Consider the following 18,256-nt stretch of genomic DNA (forward strand, 5'->3'; position numbering starts at 1 on the left):
GGCAGTTGCACTACCGCCTATTGCCCTTGATGCAGGCGGCCTTCAGCGAAGCCAACCCGTCGGCGATCAAGGCGGCGCTGGCTAGCCTTGCGCCTTAGCGCGGAGCGATATGCGCCACCATCAGCTGCACGCTCTCGTTGCCGCGAAACTCGTTGAGGTCGAGCTTGTAGGCCACTTCAGCCCAGCGCAGGGTTGGGTTGGGCCAGACCTCACGGTCGATGTTGAAGGCGATGCCGTCGAGCTGCACGCTGCCGCACTCGGTCTTGAGCACCAGCTTCAGATGGCGTTCACCGACGATGCGCTGACCCACGATCTGGAACACGCCATGGAACAGCGGTTCGGGGAAATGCTGGCCCCAGGGGCCGGCATTGCGCAGGGCGCGGGCCAGTTCCAGGTGAAACTCGGTGGCATCGAGCTGACCGTCGGACAGCAACCGCCCGGTCAGATCGTCTTCACTGAGCTGACGCCGCACCTCGGCGTCGAATGCGGCAGCGAAAGCACCAAAGTTGGCTTGCGGTAACGACAGCCCGGCGGCCATGGCATGCCCGCCGAACTTGCTGATCAGCCCCGGATGCTTGGCCGCCACGGCATCCAGTGCATCGCGGATATGCAGCCCCGGCACCGAACGCGCCGAGCCCTTGAGCAGGCCGTCACCGGCATCGGCAAAGGCGATGGCCGGGCGGTGATAGCGCTCCTTCAGGCGCGAAGCGAGAATGCCGATCACGCCCTGGTGCCAGTCCGGCTCGAACAGGCACAGACCGAATGGCATGTCCGCCACAGGCAGATCCTTGAGCTGGGCCAGCGCCTCGCGCTGCATGCCCTGCTCGATAGCCTTGCGGTCCTGATTGAGCTGGTCGAGCTGCACCGCCATGTCGCGGGCCAGGGCCTCGTCGTCACAGAGCAGGCATTCGATGCCCAGGCTCATATCGTCCAGGCGCCCTGCTGCGTTCAGGCGTGGCCCAAGAATGAAACCAAGATCGGTGGAGGTGATACGCCGATGGTCGCGCCCGGCGACTTCGAGAATCGCGCGCAGGCCAGGCCGCGCCCGCCCGGCACGAATGCGCGCCAACCCCTGATGCACCAGGATGCGGTTGTTGGCATCCAGCGGTACCACGTCGGCAACGCTGCCGAGGGCCACCAGGTCGAGCAACTCGCCCAGATTCGGCTCCGCACGGCTGGCGAACCAGCCGCTTTCACGCAGGCGCGCACGCAGCGCCAGCAGCACGTAGAACATCACGCCAACACCAGCCATGGCCTTGCTGGGGAAGGTGCAACCTGGCTGGTTGGGGTTGACGATGGCATCGGCCGCCGGCAACTCCGGCCCCGGCAGGTGGTGGTCGGTGACCAGCACCGTCAGCCCAGCGGCCTTGGCCGCCGCCACGCCCTCGACGCTGGAGATGCCGTTGTCCACGGTCAGCAGCAGGTCGGGCTGACGCTCCAGCGCCACGGCGACAATCTCCGGGGTCAGGCCGTAACCGTACTCGAAGCGGTTGGGCACCAGATAATCGACATGCGCCGCGCCGAGCAGGCGCAGACCGAGCACACCGACTGTGCTGGCGGTGGCGCCGTCGGCATCGAAGTCGCCGACGATCAGGATGCGCTGGCGCTGCGCCAGCGCCTCGACTAGCAACTCCACGGCGGCGTCGATGCCCTTGAGCTGCTGATATGGGATCAGCCGCGCTAACCCCTTGTCCAGCTCCTCGGCGGACTGCACGCCACGGGCGGCGTAGAGACGGGTCAGCAGCGGCGGCAAGTTGCCCAGGTCGGGCAGTTGTGCAGGTAGGGGACGGGCTTCGATACGCATGGGCGAGGTGTCGCTTTTTCAAGATGGGACGGTTTCTCCCCTCTCCCGCTTACGGGAGAGGGGCCGGGGGAGAGGGGCCATCCAGCAGCACCAAGCCACCGAAATCCCCCCTCTCCCTAGCCCCCTCCCCGAGGGGAGAGGGAACGGCAGTTTCGTAGGGTGGACGACGCCACGCATCAGGCTCAACGCTGGCCAGCGAGCCACTCGATGGGGATCTCATGCTGACCGCGCTCGTCGGTGACGAACAGCTCACCATCGCTGATCATCACGCTCCAGTTCAGCGAGCGCGGCATGTCCAGCGCCAGGTCGGCCAGGGCCTCCTGGCCCAGGACGACCACGTTGATGTTCTTCAGGCTGCGTACGGGATCGAGGCACTTGGTTTGCCACACGCGCAGGTTACCGTAGGCCACCAGGCTGAATTTTTCGGTACGCCGCGAGCACCAGGTAATGCGCTCGCTGTCCGGCTGCCCCACTTCGATCCAGTGCAGCACGCGATCATCCAGGCTCTTTTCCCACAGCGCCGGCTCGTCGACATCCGACAGGCCGCGGCCGAACGCCAGTTGCTCGCGATAGAACAGCGCATAGGCGATCAACCGCGCGGCCAGACGCTCTTCGGTTTCGGACGGGTGACGCGCGACGGTGAAACGCAGGTTTTCATAGACGCTGCGATCCATGTCGGTGAGGTTCAGTTCGATCTTGTACGTGGTCGATGGCAGGGCCATGGCGGGCTTCTTGGCTGGTCGGGAAAGGCGCCAAGTCTACCGCGAAACCTCTTCTGCCGCCTGACCGGACACACGCGCATCGTCAGTCACGTGAGCCGTCCTGACGCCCGGTACGACAGGATGCTCTATCTGCAAGAGCTCAGGTCATAACCCGCACCCACCCTCACACCGCTTGCCCCGTCGCGCTCATCGCTACTTCGGCACAGGCCAACCAGGCGATCACACCAGTTACTCACCGAGCCGGCTGCAGTCCATTCAACGATATTGTCGGCGACTCAGCGCGACATACAACACGCCACAAAACGCACCCGCCAGGTGGTACTCAAAGGAGACATCGGCACGCGGCAACAGACCGAAAAACCAGCCGCCATAAAGGAAGAACACCAGCACAGCCAGCAACAAGTCGAGCAAGCTGCGTTCGAACCAGGCTCGCGCCAACAGCAATCCCCAGAAGCCAAACAGCCAGCCACTGGCTCCAACGTGCAGACCAGTGCGTCCGAACAGCCAGACCAACGTACCGCTACCGACAATGATGAAGGCGCTGGAGAAATAGAAGTCTCTACGCGAACGCAGCAGCACCAGGCTGCCGAGCACCAGTAGTCCACTGAGGTTACTCAGCAAATGCGCCCAACTGCCGTGCAGCCAGGGCGCGAGGAGAATGCCAGGCAGCGCCTCGATATGCCGGGGCACCAGCCCCCAGACGTTCAAGGCGCCACCGAGCGAAGCATTGACCAGTTGCACCAGCAGCAGCGCGCCACTGATCAACAGCAGCGGACGCAACTCGACCAGCCAGCCTCGCCTCACGATGCTACGCCGCCTGCCGTCATGCAAAGCATCGAGATGGATACCTCCCATGTAACGCCACAACTACGCCAGCCAATATCGGTATTCGTTTGCATGATCCTTATTCGCGACAAGAGGCTATTGCCCTCTCCGGCAATTCTTGCGTGCCCCGCGCAAGCGCTGCAAGCACCGTTCGATACCGGCAGCGCAGACATGCAGTGGCGATGGTCAACTGGCGCCTTGCCAATATCTCGGCTACTAGGGCTTATTAAAGGTAACTGCAGCATCTCCATGACTGCCAGCTTGCCACTGTGACGACATCAGGTGCCGACCAGCAGTCGCCACCAGCAGGGACTGACTGACGCTCACCTGACCAAGAGGATCGGCCGCATGCTTGACGAACTCCCCCCGGCCGTACGCCAACTGCTGCATGCCAATCAACGTCAGGCCGCCATCGACCTGCTCAGCGAATACCTGGCCAACGACCAGAAGGAAGCCCAGCGCCGCGTCGACCGATACCTGGAAGACAACCCGCCCATACGTATGCGTGGCGCTGCCGTGGTACGCGCCAGCCACCTCAATGCGCTGATCTGGCTGATCCTGATCATCCTAATGGCGCTAGCCGGCCTGATCTTCGCCCTGTAAACGAAACCGGCGCCACGAGGGCGCCGGTTCTATCGAAGCGACAGCCTCAGAGCGGCTTGCCGCGATTACCATGCGCGGCAACGAACTGCTGCACGGTTTTCAGATCATTGGCCAGCACGGTGCAACGCTCTTCGCGCTGGAACAGATCGGTCAGGTGTGCCGGCAGCGCCGGCACGGCGTCGATACCCGCCTTTTCCACCGCCTCGGGGAATTTGACCGGATGCGCGGTGCCCAGCACCACCATGGGCGTGGCCAGGCTGCGACGGCACTCACGCGCGGCGCGCACGCCGATGGCGGTGTGCGGATCGAGCAGCTCGCCGCACTCCTTGTACACCTCGGTGATGGTCTCGCAGGTCTGCTCGTCATTCACCGCCAGCGAATCGAACAGCTTGCGCGCCTCGACCCAGCGATCTTCCTCGACGCTGAAGCCGCCACCTTGCTTGAAGGTATCCATCAAGCTGGCGATAGCCGCACCATTACGCCCATGCAGGTCGAACAGCAGGCGCTCGAAGTTGGACGAGACCATGATATCCATCGACGGCGACAAGGTCGGGTGCAGGGTTTCCTTGACGTACTGGTTGCCGCTCATGAAACGGTGCAGGATGTCGTTGCGGTTGGTGGCGACGATCAACTGGCTGACCGGCAGACCCATGTTGCGCGCCAGGTAGCCGGCGAAGATGTCGCCGAAGTTGCCGGTCGGCACCGAGAAGGCGATGGAACGCGCCGGGCCACCGAGCTGCAGCGCGGCGTGGAAGTAGTAGACGATCTGGGCCATGATCCGCGCCCAGTTGATCGAGTTGACCGCCACCAGCCGGGTGCCCTTGAGGAAGCCCTGGTCGGCGAAGCTGGCCTTGACCATCTCCTGGCAGTCGTCGAAGTTGCCTTCGATGGCGATGTTGTGGATGTTCTCGCCGAGGATGGTGGTCATCTGCCGACGCTGCACTTCGGACACGCGGTTGTGCGGGTGCATGATGAAGATGTCGACGTTGTCGCAGGCCTTGCAGCCTTCGATGGCGGCCGAGCCGGTATCACCGGAAGTGGCGCCCATGATCACCACGCGCTCGCCGCACTTGGCCAGTACGTGGTCGAGCAGGCGACCGAGCAGTTGCAGGGCAAAGTCCTTGAACGCCAGGGTCGGGCCGTGGAACAGCTCCAGCACCCACTCATTGCCATTGAGCTGCCGCAGCGGCGCCACGGCGTTGTGCTCGAACACACCGTAGGTCTCTTCGAGAATCTTTTTGAAGTCGGCATCGGCGATGGAACCGGCAACGAACGGACGCATCACCCGGAAGGCCAGCTCGTGATAGGGCAAGCCAGCCCAGGAAGCGATCTCCTCGACGGTGAAACGCGGCAGATTCTCCGGCACGTAGAGGCCGCCATCGCTGGCCAGACCAGCCAGCAGCACGTCTTCGAAATTCAGGGCCGGCGCCTGGCCGCGGGTACTGATATAGCGCATGGGATAAACCTTCGTTCGACTGCACCCGCAGGCCTGCGCCTGCGGGTGGATACGGGATTAGTTGAGCTGTTCGACGCGCAGACGCATGACAGGCGAGGTCACGCCATCCAGCGCTTCCATGGCGGCGATGGCCTCGATGATACGCGCCTCGACCACACGATGGGTGACGAGGATCATCGGCACCAGGCCGTCCTGCTCCTCCGCTTCCTTCTGCATGATCGACTCGATGTTGATACCGCGCTCGGAAAGGATGCTCGCCACCTGAGCCAGCACACCCGGGTGATCCTTGGCCTGGATACGCAGGTAATAGGCGCTCTCGCACTCTTCGATGGGCAGGATCGGGTGATCGGACAGCGAATCCGGCTGGAAGGCCAGGTGCGGCACACGATTGGTCGGGTCGGTGGTCAGCGCACGCACCACGTCCACCAGATCGGCCACCACCGCCGATGCGGTCGGCTCCATGCCGGCACCAGCGCCGTAATACAGGGTGCTAGCCACGGCATCGCCATTGACCATCACCGCGTTCATCACACCATTGACGTTGGCGATCAGACGGTCGGCCGGGATCAGCGTCGGGTGTACACGCAGCTCGATACCCGCCTCGGTGCGACGCGCCACACCCAGGTGCTTGATGCGGTAGCCCAGCGCCTCGGCGTAGTTGACGTCGGCGGTGGTCAGTTGGGTGATACCTTCGGTGTAGGCCTTGTCGAACTGCAGCGGGATACCGAAAGCGATGGACGCGAGGATGGTCAGCTTGTGCGCGGCATCGATACCCTCGACGTCGAAGGTCGGATCGGCTTCAGCATAACCCAGCGCCTGCGCTTCCTTGAGCACGTCCTCGAAGGCACGACCCTTCTCGCGCATCTCGGTGAGGATGAAGTTGCCGGTGCCGTTGATGATGCCGGCCAGCCAGTTGATGCGGTTGGCCGCAAGCCCCTCGCGGATCGCCTTGATCACCGGAATACCGCCAGCCACAGCCGCTTCGAAAGCGACGATCACGCCCTTCTCGCGCGCCTTGGCGAAGATCTCGTTGCCGTGTACGGCGATCAGTGCCTTGTTGGCGGTGACCACATGCTTGCCGTTGTCGATGGCCTTGAGCACCAGCTCCTTGGCCAGGGTGTAACCGCCGATCAGCTCGATGACGATGTCGATCTCGGGGTTGTTGACCAGCTCGAACACGTCGCTGGTCATGGCAATGCCGGTAGTGTCGTACTGCGGCTTGGGCGAGCGAATGGCGATCTGGGCAATCTCGATGCCGCGACCGGCGCGCCGAGTAATCTCCTCGGCATTGCGCTTGAGTACATTCAACGTACCGCCACCGACGGTGCCCAACCCACAGATGCCCACTTTGACCGGTTTCACACTCAATTCCCCATCAGCACTGCACGAAACGGCCGGAGCATGCTCCGGCCGCAGATAAAGAGCCGCACCTTACGAAGCGGCTGTTTGTTAGTCAATCGGCGCTCAGTCGTTTGACTCCAAAGCTATTTTGGCCAACTGCGGCGCCGGCTGATAGCCCGGAATCATCTTGCCGTTGGCCAGCACGATAGCCGGCGTGCCATTGACCCCGATCATCTGGCCGAGCTGGTACTGCTTGGCCACCGGGTTGTCACAGGAGGCATCGGCTACGCTCTGGCGGGTCTTGGCGCGGTTCATCGCCTCCTGCTGATCCTTGGCGCACCAGACATTGACCAGTTCCTTGGCCGCCGGGCTGTTCAGGCCCTGGCGCGGGAAGGCGACATAACGCACTTCGACGCCCAGACGGTTGAGCTCGGGCACTTCACTGTGCAGCTTCTGGCAGTAGCCGCAGTCGGTATCGGTGAACACGGTGATATGGGTCTTCGGCGCCTTCGGCGCGAACACCACCATTTCCTTGGCCGGAATGGCATTGATCTGCTTGGCCACCGCGCGGCTTTCTTCGAGCTCGGTCAGGTTGACGGCCTTACCGTCCTTGACCTGAAACAGATAACCCTGGATCAGGAACTGACCATCGGCACTGGTATAGAGCTGACGGCCGCCCTCCAGCTGCACCTGATAGATACCCGGCAACGGGCTTTCGGCAATCGCCTCGATCGGCAAATTGGCGTCGAGCGACTTCAGCGACTGGCGAATGGCCTGATCAGGATCGGCAGCCAGGGCGGCGCTACTGCCCAGCACAAGTGCCAGAGCCAGGGAAATACGGGTCAGGGACATGAATACTCCTGTCGAACGACGGACCGTTGAAAATCGTAACAGCCTACCACAGATGCAGCACCGGACAGCCGACCAGCTAGCAGATGGCTCAGCCAACGGTCCCCATTCCGCAAGCGCATCAGCCACGCGGGTGGTGCTGCGCATGCAGCTCCTGCAAACGGGCACGTGCGATATGGGTGTAGATCTGCGTGGTGGACAGGTTACTGTGCCCCAGCAGCATCTGCACCACGCGCAGATCGGCGCCGTGATTGAGCAGGTGCGTGGCGAAAGCGTGGCGTAGCGTGTGCGGTGACAACGCTTTGCTGATACCGGCGACCTGCGCCTGGTGCTTGATGCGGTGCCAGAAGGTCTGCCGGGTCATCTGCTCGCCACGCAGACTGGGAAACAGCACATCGCCGGGTTTGCCACCGAGCAACAGCGGACGTGCCTCGCGCGTGTAACGCTCGATCCAGGCGATGGCCTCTTCGCCCAATGGCACCAGACGCTCCTTGCTGCCCTTGCCGAACACCCGCAGCACGCCCTGACGCAGATTGACCTGCTCCAGGGTCAGACTCACCAACTCAGTGACACGCAAGCCGCAGGCATACAGCACTTCGAGCATTGCGCGGTCACGCAAACCAATAGGGTCATCCAGATCAGGCGCCTGCAGCAGCGCCTCGACATCCGCTTCGGACAGTGACTTGGGCAGTGGCCGACCGATCTGCGGCAACTCGACCTGCAAGGTCGGGTCTTCACTGATCAGTGATTCACGCAGCAGGAAACGGTAGAAACCGCGCACCCCGGAGAGAAAACGCGCCGTGGATCGCGCCTGATAGCCCTGCTCGAGACGCCAGGCCAGGTGATCGAGAAGAGCATCGCGCCCGACATGCTGCAACGCCACCCCCCGCTCATCGAGCCAGGCATTAAAGTGCTCCAGATCGCTGCGATAGGCGGCCCGAGTGTGGGCCGACAGGCCCTTTTCCAACCACAACGCCTCAAGGAAGCGCTCGATAAGAGGGTGATTCAGCGCAGGCATCGATTGACCTTCAATTACACGGCAGCCAAGTGTTCCACAGCCCACACCCGACGCACCAGCAGGCCAGCCTGAGGATCAGGCAGGCCGCAGCTCGTCAACGAAGCCAGGCAGGACCGGCACCGGCCTCTGCTGCTCATCGACGGCGACGAAGCTGAAACTGCCACTGATCGCCCGCTCGCGCCCTTCCTGATACAGCCCCTCGACGAACACCTCGACCTCCACCTTGAGGCTGGTGTTGCCCACCTTGATCACCCGCCCGACCAATTCGACGATGGAGCCGGCGGGTATCGCATGCTTGAAATCGATGCGATCACTGGACACCGTCACCAGCGGCAAACGACAGAAACGCGTAGCAGCGATGAACGACACTTCGTCCATCCAGGCCAGCGCGGTGCCGCCGAAGAGGGTGTTGTGATGATTGGTGGTCGGCGGAAACACCGCCTTGGTCACGCGGGTTTCCGACAGCGCGATGCGCCGCTGAATCTCTTGCTCTCTTGGGGTCATGCCATTACCACTGATGATTACTGGAGGCCAGAAACGACAAAAGCAGCCCGTGGGCTGCTTTTGTCAGAGAAGCGTCCGAACTTAGGACAGCTTTTCCTTGATGCGCGCGGCTTTGCCGGACAGGTCGCGCAGGTAGTACAGCTTGGCTTTGCGCACGTCACCGCGACGCTTGACGCTCAGGCTGTCGACCAGCGGCGAGTAGGTCTGGAAGGTACGCTCAACACCAACACCGCTGGAGATCTTGCGCACGGTGAAGGCGCTGTTCAGGCCGCGGTTACGCTTGGCGATTACCACGCCTTCGAAGGCCTGCAGACGCTGACGGTCGCCTTCCTTCACTTTCACTTGCACTACAACGGTGTCGCCCGGTGCGAAAGTCGGGATTTCTTTGTTCATCTGCTCGGCTTCGAGCATCTGGATAATCTTGTTGGTCATGCTGCGCTCCTAAGACAAGCCTCCCGGCCCGTCATCGATACGTTAACTATCGTCCCGCTGGCGGATGTATTCCTCCAGCAGCTTTTTCTCTTCTCCAGAAAGCGAGCGGCTATCCAGAAGATCAGCGCGGCGTTGCCAGGTCCGACCAAGGGACTGCTGCAAACGCCAGCGCCGGATGTGTTCGTGGTTGCCACTAAGCAACACCTCGGGAACACGTTTATCCGCATACACCTCCGGGCGGGTGTAGTGCGGGCAGTCGAGCAGGCCATCCGTAAAGGAGTCCTCCTCGGCCGAATCGGCATGACCCAATGCACCAGGCAAAAGGCGCGTTACCGCATCGATCAGCACCATGGCCGGCAGCTCACCGCCGGACAGGACGTAGTCGCCAATCGACCACTCCTCATCGACATGCGTTTCGATGAAACGCTCGTCGATACCTTCATAACGACCAGCGATCAGGATCAGTGCATCTTCCTGCGCCAGCTCACGAACCGCCGCCTGATTCAGGCGTCGACCCTGCGGCGACAGGTAAATCACCTTCGCCGACTCCCCCGCGGCCTGCTTGGCACTGGCCAGGGCATCCTCAAGAGGCTTGATCTTCATCACCATCCCCGGACCACCGCCGAAGGGGCGGTCATCCACCGTATGGTGACGATCCGTCGTGTAGTCCCGCGGATTCCAGCAAGTGAGCTTGAGCAGCTCCTGCTTCACCGCACGACTGGTGATGCCGTACTCGCCGATGGCAGCAAACATTTCCGGGAACAGGGTGATGACTTCTACGCGCATGAGCCTTAGAAATCCGCATCCCAGTCGACCCGCATCTCGCCAGCTGCCAGATCGATCGAGAGCACGCACTGATCCGTGTAGGGCAGCAAGCGTTCGCGATCATCCAGGCTGCCTGCGCAAGCCTTGACCACCATCACATCATTGGCACCAGTCTCGAACAGGTGGTCGACCACACCGAGCAACTGCCCTGCCTGATCAATGACCTTCAAGCCCTGCAACTGGTACCAGTAGAACTCGCCTTCTTCCAGATCCGGCAGCTCGCTACGCGGTACGCAGATCTCGAAACCGGCGTAGGTACGCGCGACTTCGCGATCATCCAGACCTTTCAACTTGGCAACCAGCACCTTGCCCTGAAGGCGGCCGCTGGCCAGTTCCACTTTTTTTACCTCACCGTCACGCTTGAGCGTCCAGCGGTGGTAATCGAGCACGTTATCGATGGGATCGGTAAAGGAATAGACCTTCACTTCACCCTTGACGCCGTGCACCGAAACAATCTTGCCGAGAACGATCAGATCCTCGGCGACGGCCGGCGTCGTACTCATAAAAGCGCTTAGGCAGCAGCCTTGGCAGCTTCCTTGAGCAGCTGAGCAACGCGCTCAGACGGCTGTGCACCCTGGCTCAGCCAGTAGGCAGCACGCTCTTGATTGACGGACAGCTTGACTTCAGCACCCGAGGCGACCGGATTGAAGAAACCGATACGCTCAATGAAACGACCGTCACGCGCATTGCGGCTGTTGGTCACGGTCAGGTGGTAGAAGGGGCGCTTTTTGGAGCCGCCACGAGCGAGACGAATAGTTACCATGAGAACATCGTTCCTGTTGTCGGTGCTAACTTGAGGCACACATTAAAAATGGGCCTGGGCCCGAAAGGCCGCATATTCTAAGAGCTTATGCGGCAGGCTGCAAGCGGCAGGCTGAAGGCAATTGCAACGCAGACCCAAAGCATAGCCTGAGGCCCGCAACCTACAGCCTGCCGCCACTTTTCTAGAACTTCGGCATCCCGCCGCCACCGGGCAGCATGCCGCCCATGCCACGCATCATCTTGGCCATGCCACCCTTGGCGGTGAATTTCTTCATCATCTTCTGCATCTGCTTGTGCTGCTTGATCAAGCGCCCGATGTCCTGCACCTGGGTACCGGAACCCATTGCGATGCGGCGCTTGCGCGAGCCGCTGATGATGTCCGGGTCACGGCGCTCGGCCGGGGTCATCGAATTGATGATGGCTTCCATCTGCTTGAACTGCTTCTCGGCCGCGCCTTGGGCATTGCCCATCTGTGACAGATTGACGCCGCCGATGGACGGCAGCTTATCCATCAGGCCGCCGAGCCCACCCATGTTCTTCATCTGTTGCAACTGATCACGGAAGTCTTCGAGATCGAAGCCCTTGCCCTTCTTCAGCTTCTTGGTGAGCTTTTCGGCCTTCTCACGATCGAGGGTCTGCTCGGCCTGCTCGATCAGGCTGAGCACGTCGCCCATGCCGAGAATGCGCGAAGCGATACGATCCGGGTGGAAAGGCTCGAGTGCGTCGCTCTTCTCGCCCATACCGATGAATTTGATCGGCTTGCCGGTGATATGGCGCACGGACAGGGCCGCACCGCCACGGGCATCGCCGTCGACCTTGGTCAGCACCACACCGGTCAGCGGCAGCGCTTCGCCGAACGCCTTGGCCGTATTGGCAGCATCCTGGCCAGTCATGGCGTCGACCACGAACAGGGTCTCGACCGGATTGACTGCCGCGTGCAGCGCCTGGATCTCGGCCATCATCTCGGTATCGACAGCCAGGCGACCGGCGGTATCGAGAATAACCACGTCGATGAACTTAAGCTTGGCTTCGCGGATCGCCGCATTGGCGATGTCCACCGGCTTCTGGCTGGCATCGGAAGGGAAGAAGGTGACACCCAGATCACCCGCCAGGGTTTCCAGCTGCTTGATTGCCGCCGGGCGATAGACGTCGGCCGACACCAACAGCACCGACTTCTTCTTGCGCTCCTTGAGGAACTTGGCCAGCTTGCCGGCGGTGGTGGTCTTGCCCGCCCCTTGCAGACCGGCCATCAACACCACGGCGGGCGGCGCAGCGTTCAGCGCCAGATCCGCGTTGGCCGCGCCCATCAGCTCTTCCAGCTCGGCGCGGACGATCTTCACGAAGGCCTGGCCCGGCGTCAGGCTCTTGGAGACTTCGGTGCCGACGGCGCGATCCTTGACCTTGCCGACGAAGTCCTTGACCACCGGCAGAGCCACGTCGGCCTCGAGCAGGGCCATGCGCACTTCGCGCAGCGTATCCTTGATGTTGTCTTCGGTCAGCTTGGCCTTGCCCGTGACATTACGCAGCGTCTGGGACAGGCGATCGGTAAGATTTTCGAACATGCGCGTTCCTTTGATAGGTGCGACCCGGCGCGCCGGGTGTGCGACAGGCGGCGGATTATAGCGGAGTCCCCGAGCCACCGACACCGCCGGCAGTCTTTCGTGCCGACGCCCATCTGTGCCACACTCAGCGCCTTTCGGGCTCGCCTTATACGGATTTATGCACCCTTTGTTGCCCAGCCTCGCCGCCGCCCTCCTCTATGCCGGCGCCGCCGCTTACCAAGGCCTGCGCCTGACCCAGCGCAGCATCCCTGACAAACGCCTGCTGGTATCGCTCGGCGTGCTCGCCCTGTGCCTGCATGGCATCAGCCTGTTCTACCAGCTATACGATATGCACGGTCTCAATCTGGACTTCTTCAATGCTGCCAGCCTGATTGCCTGCGCAGTCATTACCCTGATTCTGCTGGCCTGTGCACGCATACCGGTAGAAAACCTGCTGTTGCTGCTGTTCCCGCTCGGTACCCTGACGGTATTGGCGGCGGAGTTCATGCCCAGCGGCACCATCAGCCCGATTGACGAGCACCCAGGCATTCTCGCTCACATCCTGCTTTCGATTCTGGCCTACGGCATGCTGACCATCGCCGTATTCCAGTCACTGCTGTTGCTGGTGCAGGACCATCAGCTCAAGCACAAGCACCCGTCAGGGCTGATCCGCAACTTCCCGCCGCTGCAGACCATGGAAAGCCTGCTGTTCGGTTTTCTCTTCGCCGGCTGGCTGCTTCTGTCGCTGTCGCTGCTGTCTGGTGCGCTGTACATCGATGACCTGTTCGCCCAGCACCTGGCGCACAAGACCTTCCTGTCCTGCTTCGCCTGGGTGGTGTTCGCCGTGCTGCTGTGGGGCCGTCATCAGCTCGGCTGGCGCGGGCACAAGGCCATTCGCTGGACCCTTGCCGGGTTCTGCCTGCTGATGCTGGCCTATTTCGGCAGCAAGCTGGTACGCGAGTTCATCCTGCATATCTGAGGCAGAGTCGTGGACGACATTCACTCGGGCTACCTGCTCGGCCTGTTGGTTTTTCTCATCCTCTGCTCGGCGTTCTTCTCCAGTTCGGAAACCGGCATGCTCAGCGTCAATCGCTACCGGCTCAAGCATCTGGCCAAGGAAGGACACAGCGGTGCCAAGCGCGTCACTCGCCTGCTGGACCGCCCGGATCGCCTACTCGGCACCATCCTGGTCGGCAACAATGTGGTCAACATTCTCGCTGCTTCCATCGCGACCGTACTGGCAGTCAACCTCTGGGGCGAGGCCGGCATCGCCATTGCAACCGCCGGCGTGACCATCGTCGTGCTGATCTTCGGCGAGATCACCCCCAAGACACTCGCCGCCCTACGCCCGGAACTGGTGGCCTTCCCTGCCAGCCGCGTGCTGAGCCTGCTGCTGCGCGTGCTCTACCCGGTGGTCTGGCTGACCGGCGCCATCAGTAATGGGCTGCTGCGCCTGTTCGGCGTTGATCCAGCCGAGCGCGTCAGCGACAGCCTGTCCACCGAGGAACTGCGCAGCGTGGTACGCGAATCCGGCTCGGAGCTGCCAGCCAATCGCCAGAACATGCTGCTGGGCATCCTCGATCTGGAGCGGGTCACGGTGGATGACATCATGATCCCGCGCAACGAAGTGGCCGGCATCGACCTCGAGGATGATCTGGAGACCATCGTCAGTCACTTGCGCAGCACGCCGCATACTCGCCTGCCGGTGTATCGCGGCGATATCAACCAGGTCGAAGGCGTGGTGCACATGCGCCAGATCGCCCGCCTGCTGAGCCACAACCAGCTGACCAAGGACGCCCTGCTGGCCGCCTGCAACACGCCCTATTTCATCCCGGAAAACACACCGCTGGCGACCCAGCTGATCAACTTCCAGAAGCAGAAGCGGCGCATCGGCATCGTCGTCGATGAATATGGCGACGTGATCGGCATCGTCACCCTAGAAGACATCCTCGAAGAGATCGTCGGCGACTTCAGCAATCAGAGCAGCCTGCGCAGCCCCGATATCCATCCCCAGGCAGACGGCACTCTGGTCATCGATGGCGCCGCCTATATTCGCGAAGTGAACAAGACCCTCGGCTGGCATCTGCCCAGCGACGGCCCCAAGACCCTCAATGGCCTGATCACCGAAGCGCTGGAAAGCATCCCCGACAGCAGCGTGTGCCTGCGGATCGGCCCCTATCGCCTGGAGATTCTCCAGGCGGCGGAAAACCGGGTGAAAAGCGTACGCGTGTGGCAGGTGGATAAGATCAAGCCGAGCCCGGCAGCGCCGGAGTAAGGCGCTCGGCCAGACCATCGGCCCAGCATCGATAGCCCAATGCCGAGGGATGATAACCATCCTCGGCGAGATAGGCTGGCTAGAACGGTATATCCAACTGGCAATGCAATGCGCCCAGACGTTGCGCCAGGCGCTGCAACTCACAATCCAGCAAGCTGGCCCGCCAGCCCAGCAACTGCCGCAGCAACCAGGGCAAGGCGCTGAAATGCTGCAACGGCGGCACAGCGCTGAACGCCACGCGACAGCCACGTCCGCCCAGTGCATCGACCATCGCAGCAAGCGCCTGCTGCCAGCGCCTGCTCGGCGTAAGGTGGGTGGTATCGTTGACGCCGAACACCAGCAGCGCCAAATCCGCCGGCTCAGCCAACGCCAATGGCAGCAAGCGCTCATGCGCCTCAGAGGCGGTAATACCGTTCTCGCCACAGGCGCGCCAGCGTACCGGTCGCCCCAGACGCTCGGCCAGGGCGACAGCCAGGCAATTGGCCAGGGATTGATCAAAATGCGTGACACCAACGCCTGCCACGGTCGACTCACCGATCAGCAGCAGACGCAGGGGTTCACCCGGCAAATGCGCAGCAGCGATGCCGTTCGGCTCGCCCTGCGCAATCGGTAGACGCACCGCCGTGCGCCGGGTATGCAAAGCCAGAGGCAGCGCCAATGGCAGCAGTGGCACAGTCGCCAGCCACCACAGCGCATGCCGGCTCACAGCTGGACGCGAACCGCTTGCGCGCTGCGCAGCGCCTTGGCACGCGCCGCCTCGATGGACTCGTCACGCGCCAGCGCCACGCCCATGCGGCGCTGGCCCTTGACTTCGGGTTTGCCGAACAGGCGCAGCGCCGTGTCTTCCTCGCTCAGCGCAGCGCCGAGGTTGGCGAAGCTGGCCTGCTGTGAATTGCCCTCCACCAGAATCACCGCCGACGCCGACGGCCCCATCTGGCGGATCACTGGAATCGGCAGGCCGAGAATGGCGCGGGCATGCAGGGCGAACTCGGACAGCTCCTGGGAGATCAGCGTCACCAGGCCGGTGTCGTGCGGGCGCGGCGAGACTTCGCTGAACCATACCTGATCGCCCTTGACGAACAGCTCGACGCCGAACAGGCCACGCCCGCCCAGCGCCTCGGTCACCGCCAGCGCCACGCGCTCGGACTCGGCCAGCGCCTTCGGACTCATCGGTTGTGGCTGCCAGGATTCCTGATAGTCGCCATTCTCCTGACGGTGGCCAATCGGCGCGCAGAAACTGGTGCCACCGATATGGCGCACGGTAAGCAGGGTGATTTCATAGTCGAAGTCGATGAAGCCCTCGACGATCACCCGCCCCTTGCCCGCGCGCCCACCTTCCTGGGCGTAGTCCCAGGCGCGCTGCAGATCGGCGTCGCTCTTGAGCACGCTCTGGCCCTTGCCGGAAGAGCTCATGATCGGCTTGACCACGCAGGGGTAGCCAACGGATTTCACCGCTGCGACGTAATCCTCATAGGTATCGGAAAAGTGATACGGCGAGGTCGGCAGGCCCAGCTCTTCGGCCGCCAGGCGGCGAATGCCCTCGCGGTTCATGGTCAGCTGCGCGGCGCGCGCGGTCGGCACTACGTTGAAGCCTTCAGCCTCCAGCTCGACCAGGGTGGCAGTAGCGATGGCCTCGATTTCCGGCACGATGTAGTGCGGCTGTTCCTTCTCGATCACGGCACGCAGGGCTGCGCCGTCGAGCATGTCGATGACGTGGCTGCGGTGCGCCACCTGCATGGCCGGCGCATTGGCATAACGATCGACACCGATGACTTCGCAACCCAGGCGTTGCAGCTCGATCACCACTTCCTTGCCAAGCTCACCGCAGCCACACAGCAGCACACGGGTCGCAGACGACGACAAAGGGGTTCCAATACGGGGCATGAGGATTCCTCGAACAGTGAATCAGGAAGGCATTAAAAGACCCGAAGCGCGGGCGCGCTCCAGGCAGCATTGCAACACCACGCGGCGCTCGGCATTGTCCATGCGGCCCCAGCGGGTGATTTCGTCAGCGGTGCGCTGGCAGCCCAGGCAAATATCCTGCTCGTCCAGCGCGCACACGTGCACACAGGGCGAGCGCACGGGTTTCTCGTCATTCATCGTCAACAACCAGCTCTCGGGCATAGCGCTGCGCATTATGGACGTAATGCGCAGCGCTGGCCTCCAGCATCTGCTTCTGCTGCTCGGTGAGCTCGCGCACCACCTTGCCCGGGCTGCCCATGACCAGGCTGCCATCGGGGATCACCTTGCCTTCGGGAATCAGGCTGTTGGCGCCGATGATGCAGTACTTGCCGATCTTGGCGCCGTTGAGAATCACCGCGTTGATGCCGATCAGGCTGTAATCGTCGACCGTGCAGCCATGCATCATCACGTTATGACCGACGGTGACGCCCTTGCCCAGGGTCAACGGAAAGCCCATGTCGGTGTGCATCACGCTGCCATCCTGCACGTTGCTGTTCTCGCCAATGTGGATCAGCTCGTTGTCGCCGCGCAGCACGGCACCGAACCAGACGCTGGCACCAGCTTCCAGGCGAACCTTGCCGATCAGGTCGGCGCTTGGCGCGACCCAGCTGTCAGGATGGGCGTCGACACGGGCGCTACCCAGACGGTATTTCATGGTGGTTAATCCTCAGCGCAGGTGGATGAAGTGTTCGGGCGGCTGGTGCAGGGCGATCTGTGCATCGTCGAAGATCAGGTTGACCAACTCCACCACCATGATCGCGGTGAGCCCCCAGATACGGTATTCACCATAGGTGTAGGACGGCACGTACCAGCTACGCCCGAGGTAATCGATGCGATGGGTCATCTCGCGCGGGTCGGAGCGGAAGAACGCCAGCGGCACCTGGAACACCGAGGCGATCTCGGCATCGTTGGCCTTGTACTCGACGTAATCGGGCACCACACCGACATAGGGCGTGACCCGGATGCCATGCCGCGACACCAGGCTGCTGAGCGGCCCGACCACTTCGACCAATCCGGGCGGCAGGCCGATTTCTTCCTCGGCCTCGCGCAGGGCGGTATGCACCAGATCACGATCTTCGGGGTCACGCCGGCCACCGGGAAAGGCAACCTCGCCACTGTGGGTCGACAAACCGCTGGCGCGCAGGGTCAGCACCAACTCGGGTTCATCGCTGCGGGTAATCGGGACCAGCACCGCCGCCTCGGGGAAGCTGCGCTCGGTCTCCAGAGGGCGCGGGCTGTAACCGCGCACGCGATGGAGCAACTCGTCCAGCATGGGCATACTCGGAGTCTTGTTTTGCCAGGCATCATGGCATGAAAGCAAGCAGGCGCCCAACCCT

Annotated in this window: 20 protein-coding genes and 1 pseudogene; 3 read left to right on the forward strand and 18 right to left on the reverse strand. The window is 62.4% G+C overall.

The genetic code is table 11. The features are described 5' to 3' along the window. Positions 1-94: 94 nt before the first annotated feature. The 3 genes from recJ to J7655_RS15555 form a co-directional block, all read right to left on the reverse strand. Positions 95-1,804, reverse strand: a complete 1,710-nt coding sequence (gene recJ, locus J7655_RS15545; RefSeq protein WP_230925218.1) for a single-stranded-DNA-specific exonuclease RecJ — start codon at positions 1,802-1,804, stop codon at positions 95-97. 182 nt (positions 1,805-1,986) lie between these two features. Continuing rightward, positions 1,987-2,526, reverse strand: coding sequence for a YaeQ family protein (locus tag J7655_RS15550; RefSeq protein WP_230925219.1), 540 nt, complete (start codon positions 2,524-2,526; stop codon positions 1,987-1,989). 255 nt (positions 2,527-2,781) lie between these two features. Then, positions 2,782-3,330 (reverse strand): rhomboid family intramembrane serine protease, encoded by a 549-nt coding sequence (locus J7655_RS15555; protein ID WP_230925220.1) that lies wholly within the window; start codon positions 3,328-3,330, stop codon positions 2,782-2,784. Positions 3,331-3,699: 369 nt separating this feature from the next. Between J7655_RS15555 and J7655_RS15560 the strand changes: the two genes are divergently transcribed. Beyond that, entirely contained in the window at positions 3,700-3,954 is a 255-nt protein-coding gene (locus J7655_RS15560; protein ID WP_230925221.1) for a hypothetical protein, read from the forward strand. 46 nt (positions 3,955-4,000) lie between these two features. Here the strand turns inward: J7655_RS15560 and thrC are convergent, their stop codons facing one another. The 10 genes from thrC to ffh all read right to left on the reverse strand — a co-directional run bounded on the left by thrC (position 4,001) and on the right by ffh (position 12,703). After that, a complete protein-coding gene (gene thrC / locus J7655_RS15565; RefSeq protein WP_230925222.1) occupies positions 4,001-5,410 on the reverse strand; it encodes a threonine synthase in 1,410 nt (469 codons plus the stop codon). Positions 5,411-5,467: 57 nt separating this feature from the next. Further along, positions 5,468-6,772, reverse strand: coding sequence for a homoserine dehydrogenase (locus J7655_RS15570; RefSeq protein WP_230925223.1), 1,305 nt, complete (start codon positions 6,770-6,772; stop codon positions 5,468-5,470). A 102-nt stretch (positions 6,773-6,874) separates the two neighbouring features. Next, positions 6,875-7,603 carry a bifunctional protein-disulfide isomerase/oxidoreductase DsbC gene (gene dsbC / locus J7655_RS15575; RefSeq protein WP_230925224.1) on the reverse strand — a complete coding sequence of 243 codons (729 nt, stop codon included), beginning with the start codon at positions 7,601-7,603 and terminating at the stop codon, positions 6,875-6,877. Between the two features lie 118 nt (positions 7,604-7,721). After that, entirely contained in the window at positions 7,722-8,618 is an 897-nt protein-coding gene (gene xerD, locus J7655_RS15580; RefSeq protein WP_230925225.1) for a site-specific tyrosine recombinase XerD, read from the reverse strand. Positions 8,619-8,693: 75 nt separating this feature from the next. Next, positions 8,694-9,122: an acyl-CoA thioesterase gene (locus J7655_RS15585; RefSeq protein WP_143511205.1), complete on the reverse strand. Its 429-nt coding sequence runs from the start codon at positions 9,120-9,122 to the stop codon at positions 8,694-8,696. A gap of 81 nt (positions 9,123-9,203) precedes the next feature. Further along, complete coding sequence (gene rplS / locus J7655_RS15590) at positions 9,204-9,554, reverse strand: 50S ribosomal protein L19 (protein ID WP_003246155.1); 351 nt, start codon at positions 9,552-9,554, stop codon at positions 9,204-9,206. A 42-nt stretch (positions 9,555-9,596) separates the two neighbouring features. Beyond that, the gene (trmD, locus tag J7655_RS15595) at positions 9,597-10,340 is read right to left on the reverse strand and encodes a tRNA (guanosine(37)-N1)-methyltransferase TrmD (protein ID WP_230925226.1); all 744 of its coding nucleotides are present in this window, start codon (positions 10,338-10,340) and stop codon (positions 9,597-9,599) included. 5 nt (positions 10,341-10,345) lie between these two features. Further along, positions 10,346-10,882, reverse strand: coding sequence for a ribosome maturation factor RimM (gene rimM, locus J7655_RS15600; RefSeq protein ID WP_230925227.1), 537 nt, complete (start codon positions 10,880-10,882; stop codon positions 10,346-10,348). Between the two features lie 8 nt (positions 10,883-10,890). Then, the gene (gene rpsP, locus J7655_RS15605) at positions 10,891-11,142 is read right to left on the reverse strand and encodes a 30S ribosomal protein S16 (RefSeq protein WP_230925228.1); all 252 of its coding nucleotides are present in this window, start codon (positions 11,140-11,142) and stop codon (positions 10,891-10,893) included. A 181-nt stretch (positions 11,143-11,323) separates the two neighbouring features. Further along, complete coding sequence (gene ffh, locus J7655_RS15610; RefSeq protein ID WP_230925229.1) at positions 11,324-12,703, reverse strand: signal recognition particle protein; 1,380 nt, start codon at positions 12,701-12,703, stop codon at positions 11,324-11,326. A 157-nt stretch (positions 12,704-12,860) separates the two neighbouring features. On the opposite strand from ffh, the gene J7655_RS15615 reads away from it, so the two are divergent. Together J7655_RS15615 and J7655_RS15620 are read left to right on the forward strand one after the other, a co-directional pair. Beyond that, complete coding sequence (locus J7655_RS15615; protein ID WP_230925230.1) at positions 12,861-13,661, forward strand: cytochrome C assembly family protein; 801 nt, start codon at positions 12,861-12,863, stop codon at positions 13,659-13,661. Positions 13,662-13,670: 9 nt separating this feature from the next. Beyond that, on the forward strand, positions 13,671-14,957 hold the full coding sequence (locus J7655_RS15620) for an HlyC/CorC family transporter (protein ID WP_230925231.1): 1,287 nt from the start codon (positions 13,671-13,673) through the stop codon (positions 14,955-14,957). Here J7655_RS15620 and J7655_RS15625 read toward each other — a convergent pair. The 5 genes and pseudogenes from J7655_RS15625 to J7655_RS15645 all read right to left on the reverse strand — a co-directional run bounded on the left by J7655_RS15625 (position 14,929) and on the right by J7655_RS15645 (position 18,192). After that, a pseudogene (locus tag J7655_RS15625) lies at positions 14,929-15,663 on the reverse strand (SGNH/GDSL hydrolase family protein). The gene J7655_RS15620 and the pseudogene J7655_RS15625 sit on opposite strands and share 29 nt — an antisense overlap. Further along, on the reverse strand, positions 15,660-16,841 hold the full coding sequence (purT, locus tag J7655_RS15630; RefSeq protein ID WP_230925232.1) for a formate-dependent phosphoribosylglycinamide formyltransferase: 1,182 nt from the start codon (positions 16,839-16,841) through the stop codon (positions 15,660-15,662). Before purT ends, J7655_RS15625 begins: the two are co-directional and overlap by 4 nt. A gap of 21 nt (positions 16,842-16,862) precedes the next feature. Next, the gene (locus J7655_RS15635) at positions 16,863-17,057 is read right to left on the reverse strand and encodes a DUF1289 domain-containing protein (RefSeq protein ID WP_230925233.1); all 195 of its coding nucleotides are present in this window, start codon (positions 17,055-17,057) and stop codon (positions 16,863-16,865) included. After that, a complete protein-coding gene (locus tag J7655_RS15640; protein ID WP_230925234.1) occupies positions 17,050-17,574 on the reverse strand; it encodes a gamma carbonic anhydrase family protein in 525 nt (174 codons plus the stop codon). Before J7655_RS15640 ends, J7655_RS15635 begins: the two co-directional genes overlap by 8 nt. A 12-nt stretch (positions 17,575-17,586) precedes the next feature. Further along, complete coding sequence (locus tag J7655_RS15645) at positions 17,587-18,192, reverse strand: CoA pyrophosphatase (RefSeq protein WP_147810020.1); 606 nt, start codon at positions 18,190-18,192, stop codon at positions 17,587-17,589. Between the last annotated feature and the right edge of the window lie 64 nt (positions 18,193-18,256).

The organism is Pseudomonas wenzhouensis, from assembly GCF_021029445.1.
In the GTDB taxonomy this organism is placed as follows: Bacteria; Pseudomonadota; Gammaproteobacteria; order Pseudomonadales; family Pseudomonadaceae; genus Aquipseudomonas; species Aquipseudomonas wenzhouensis.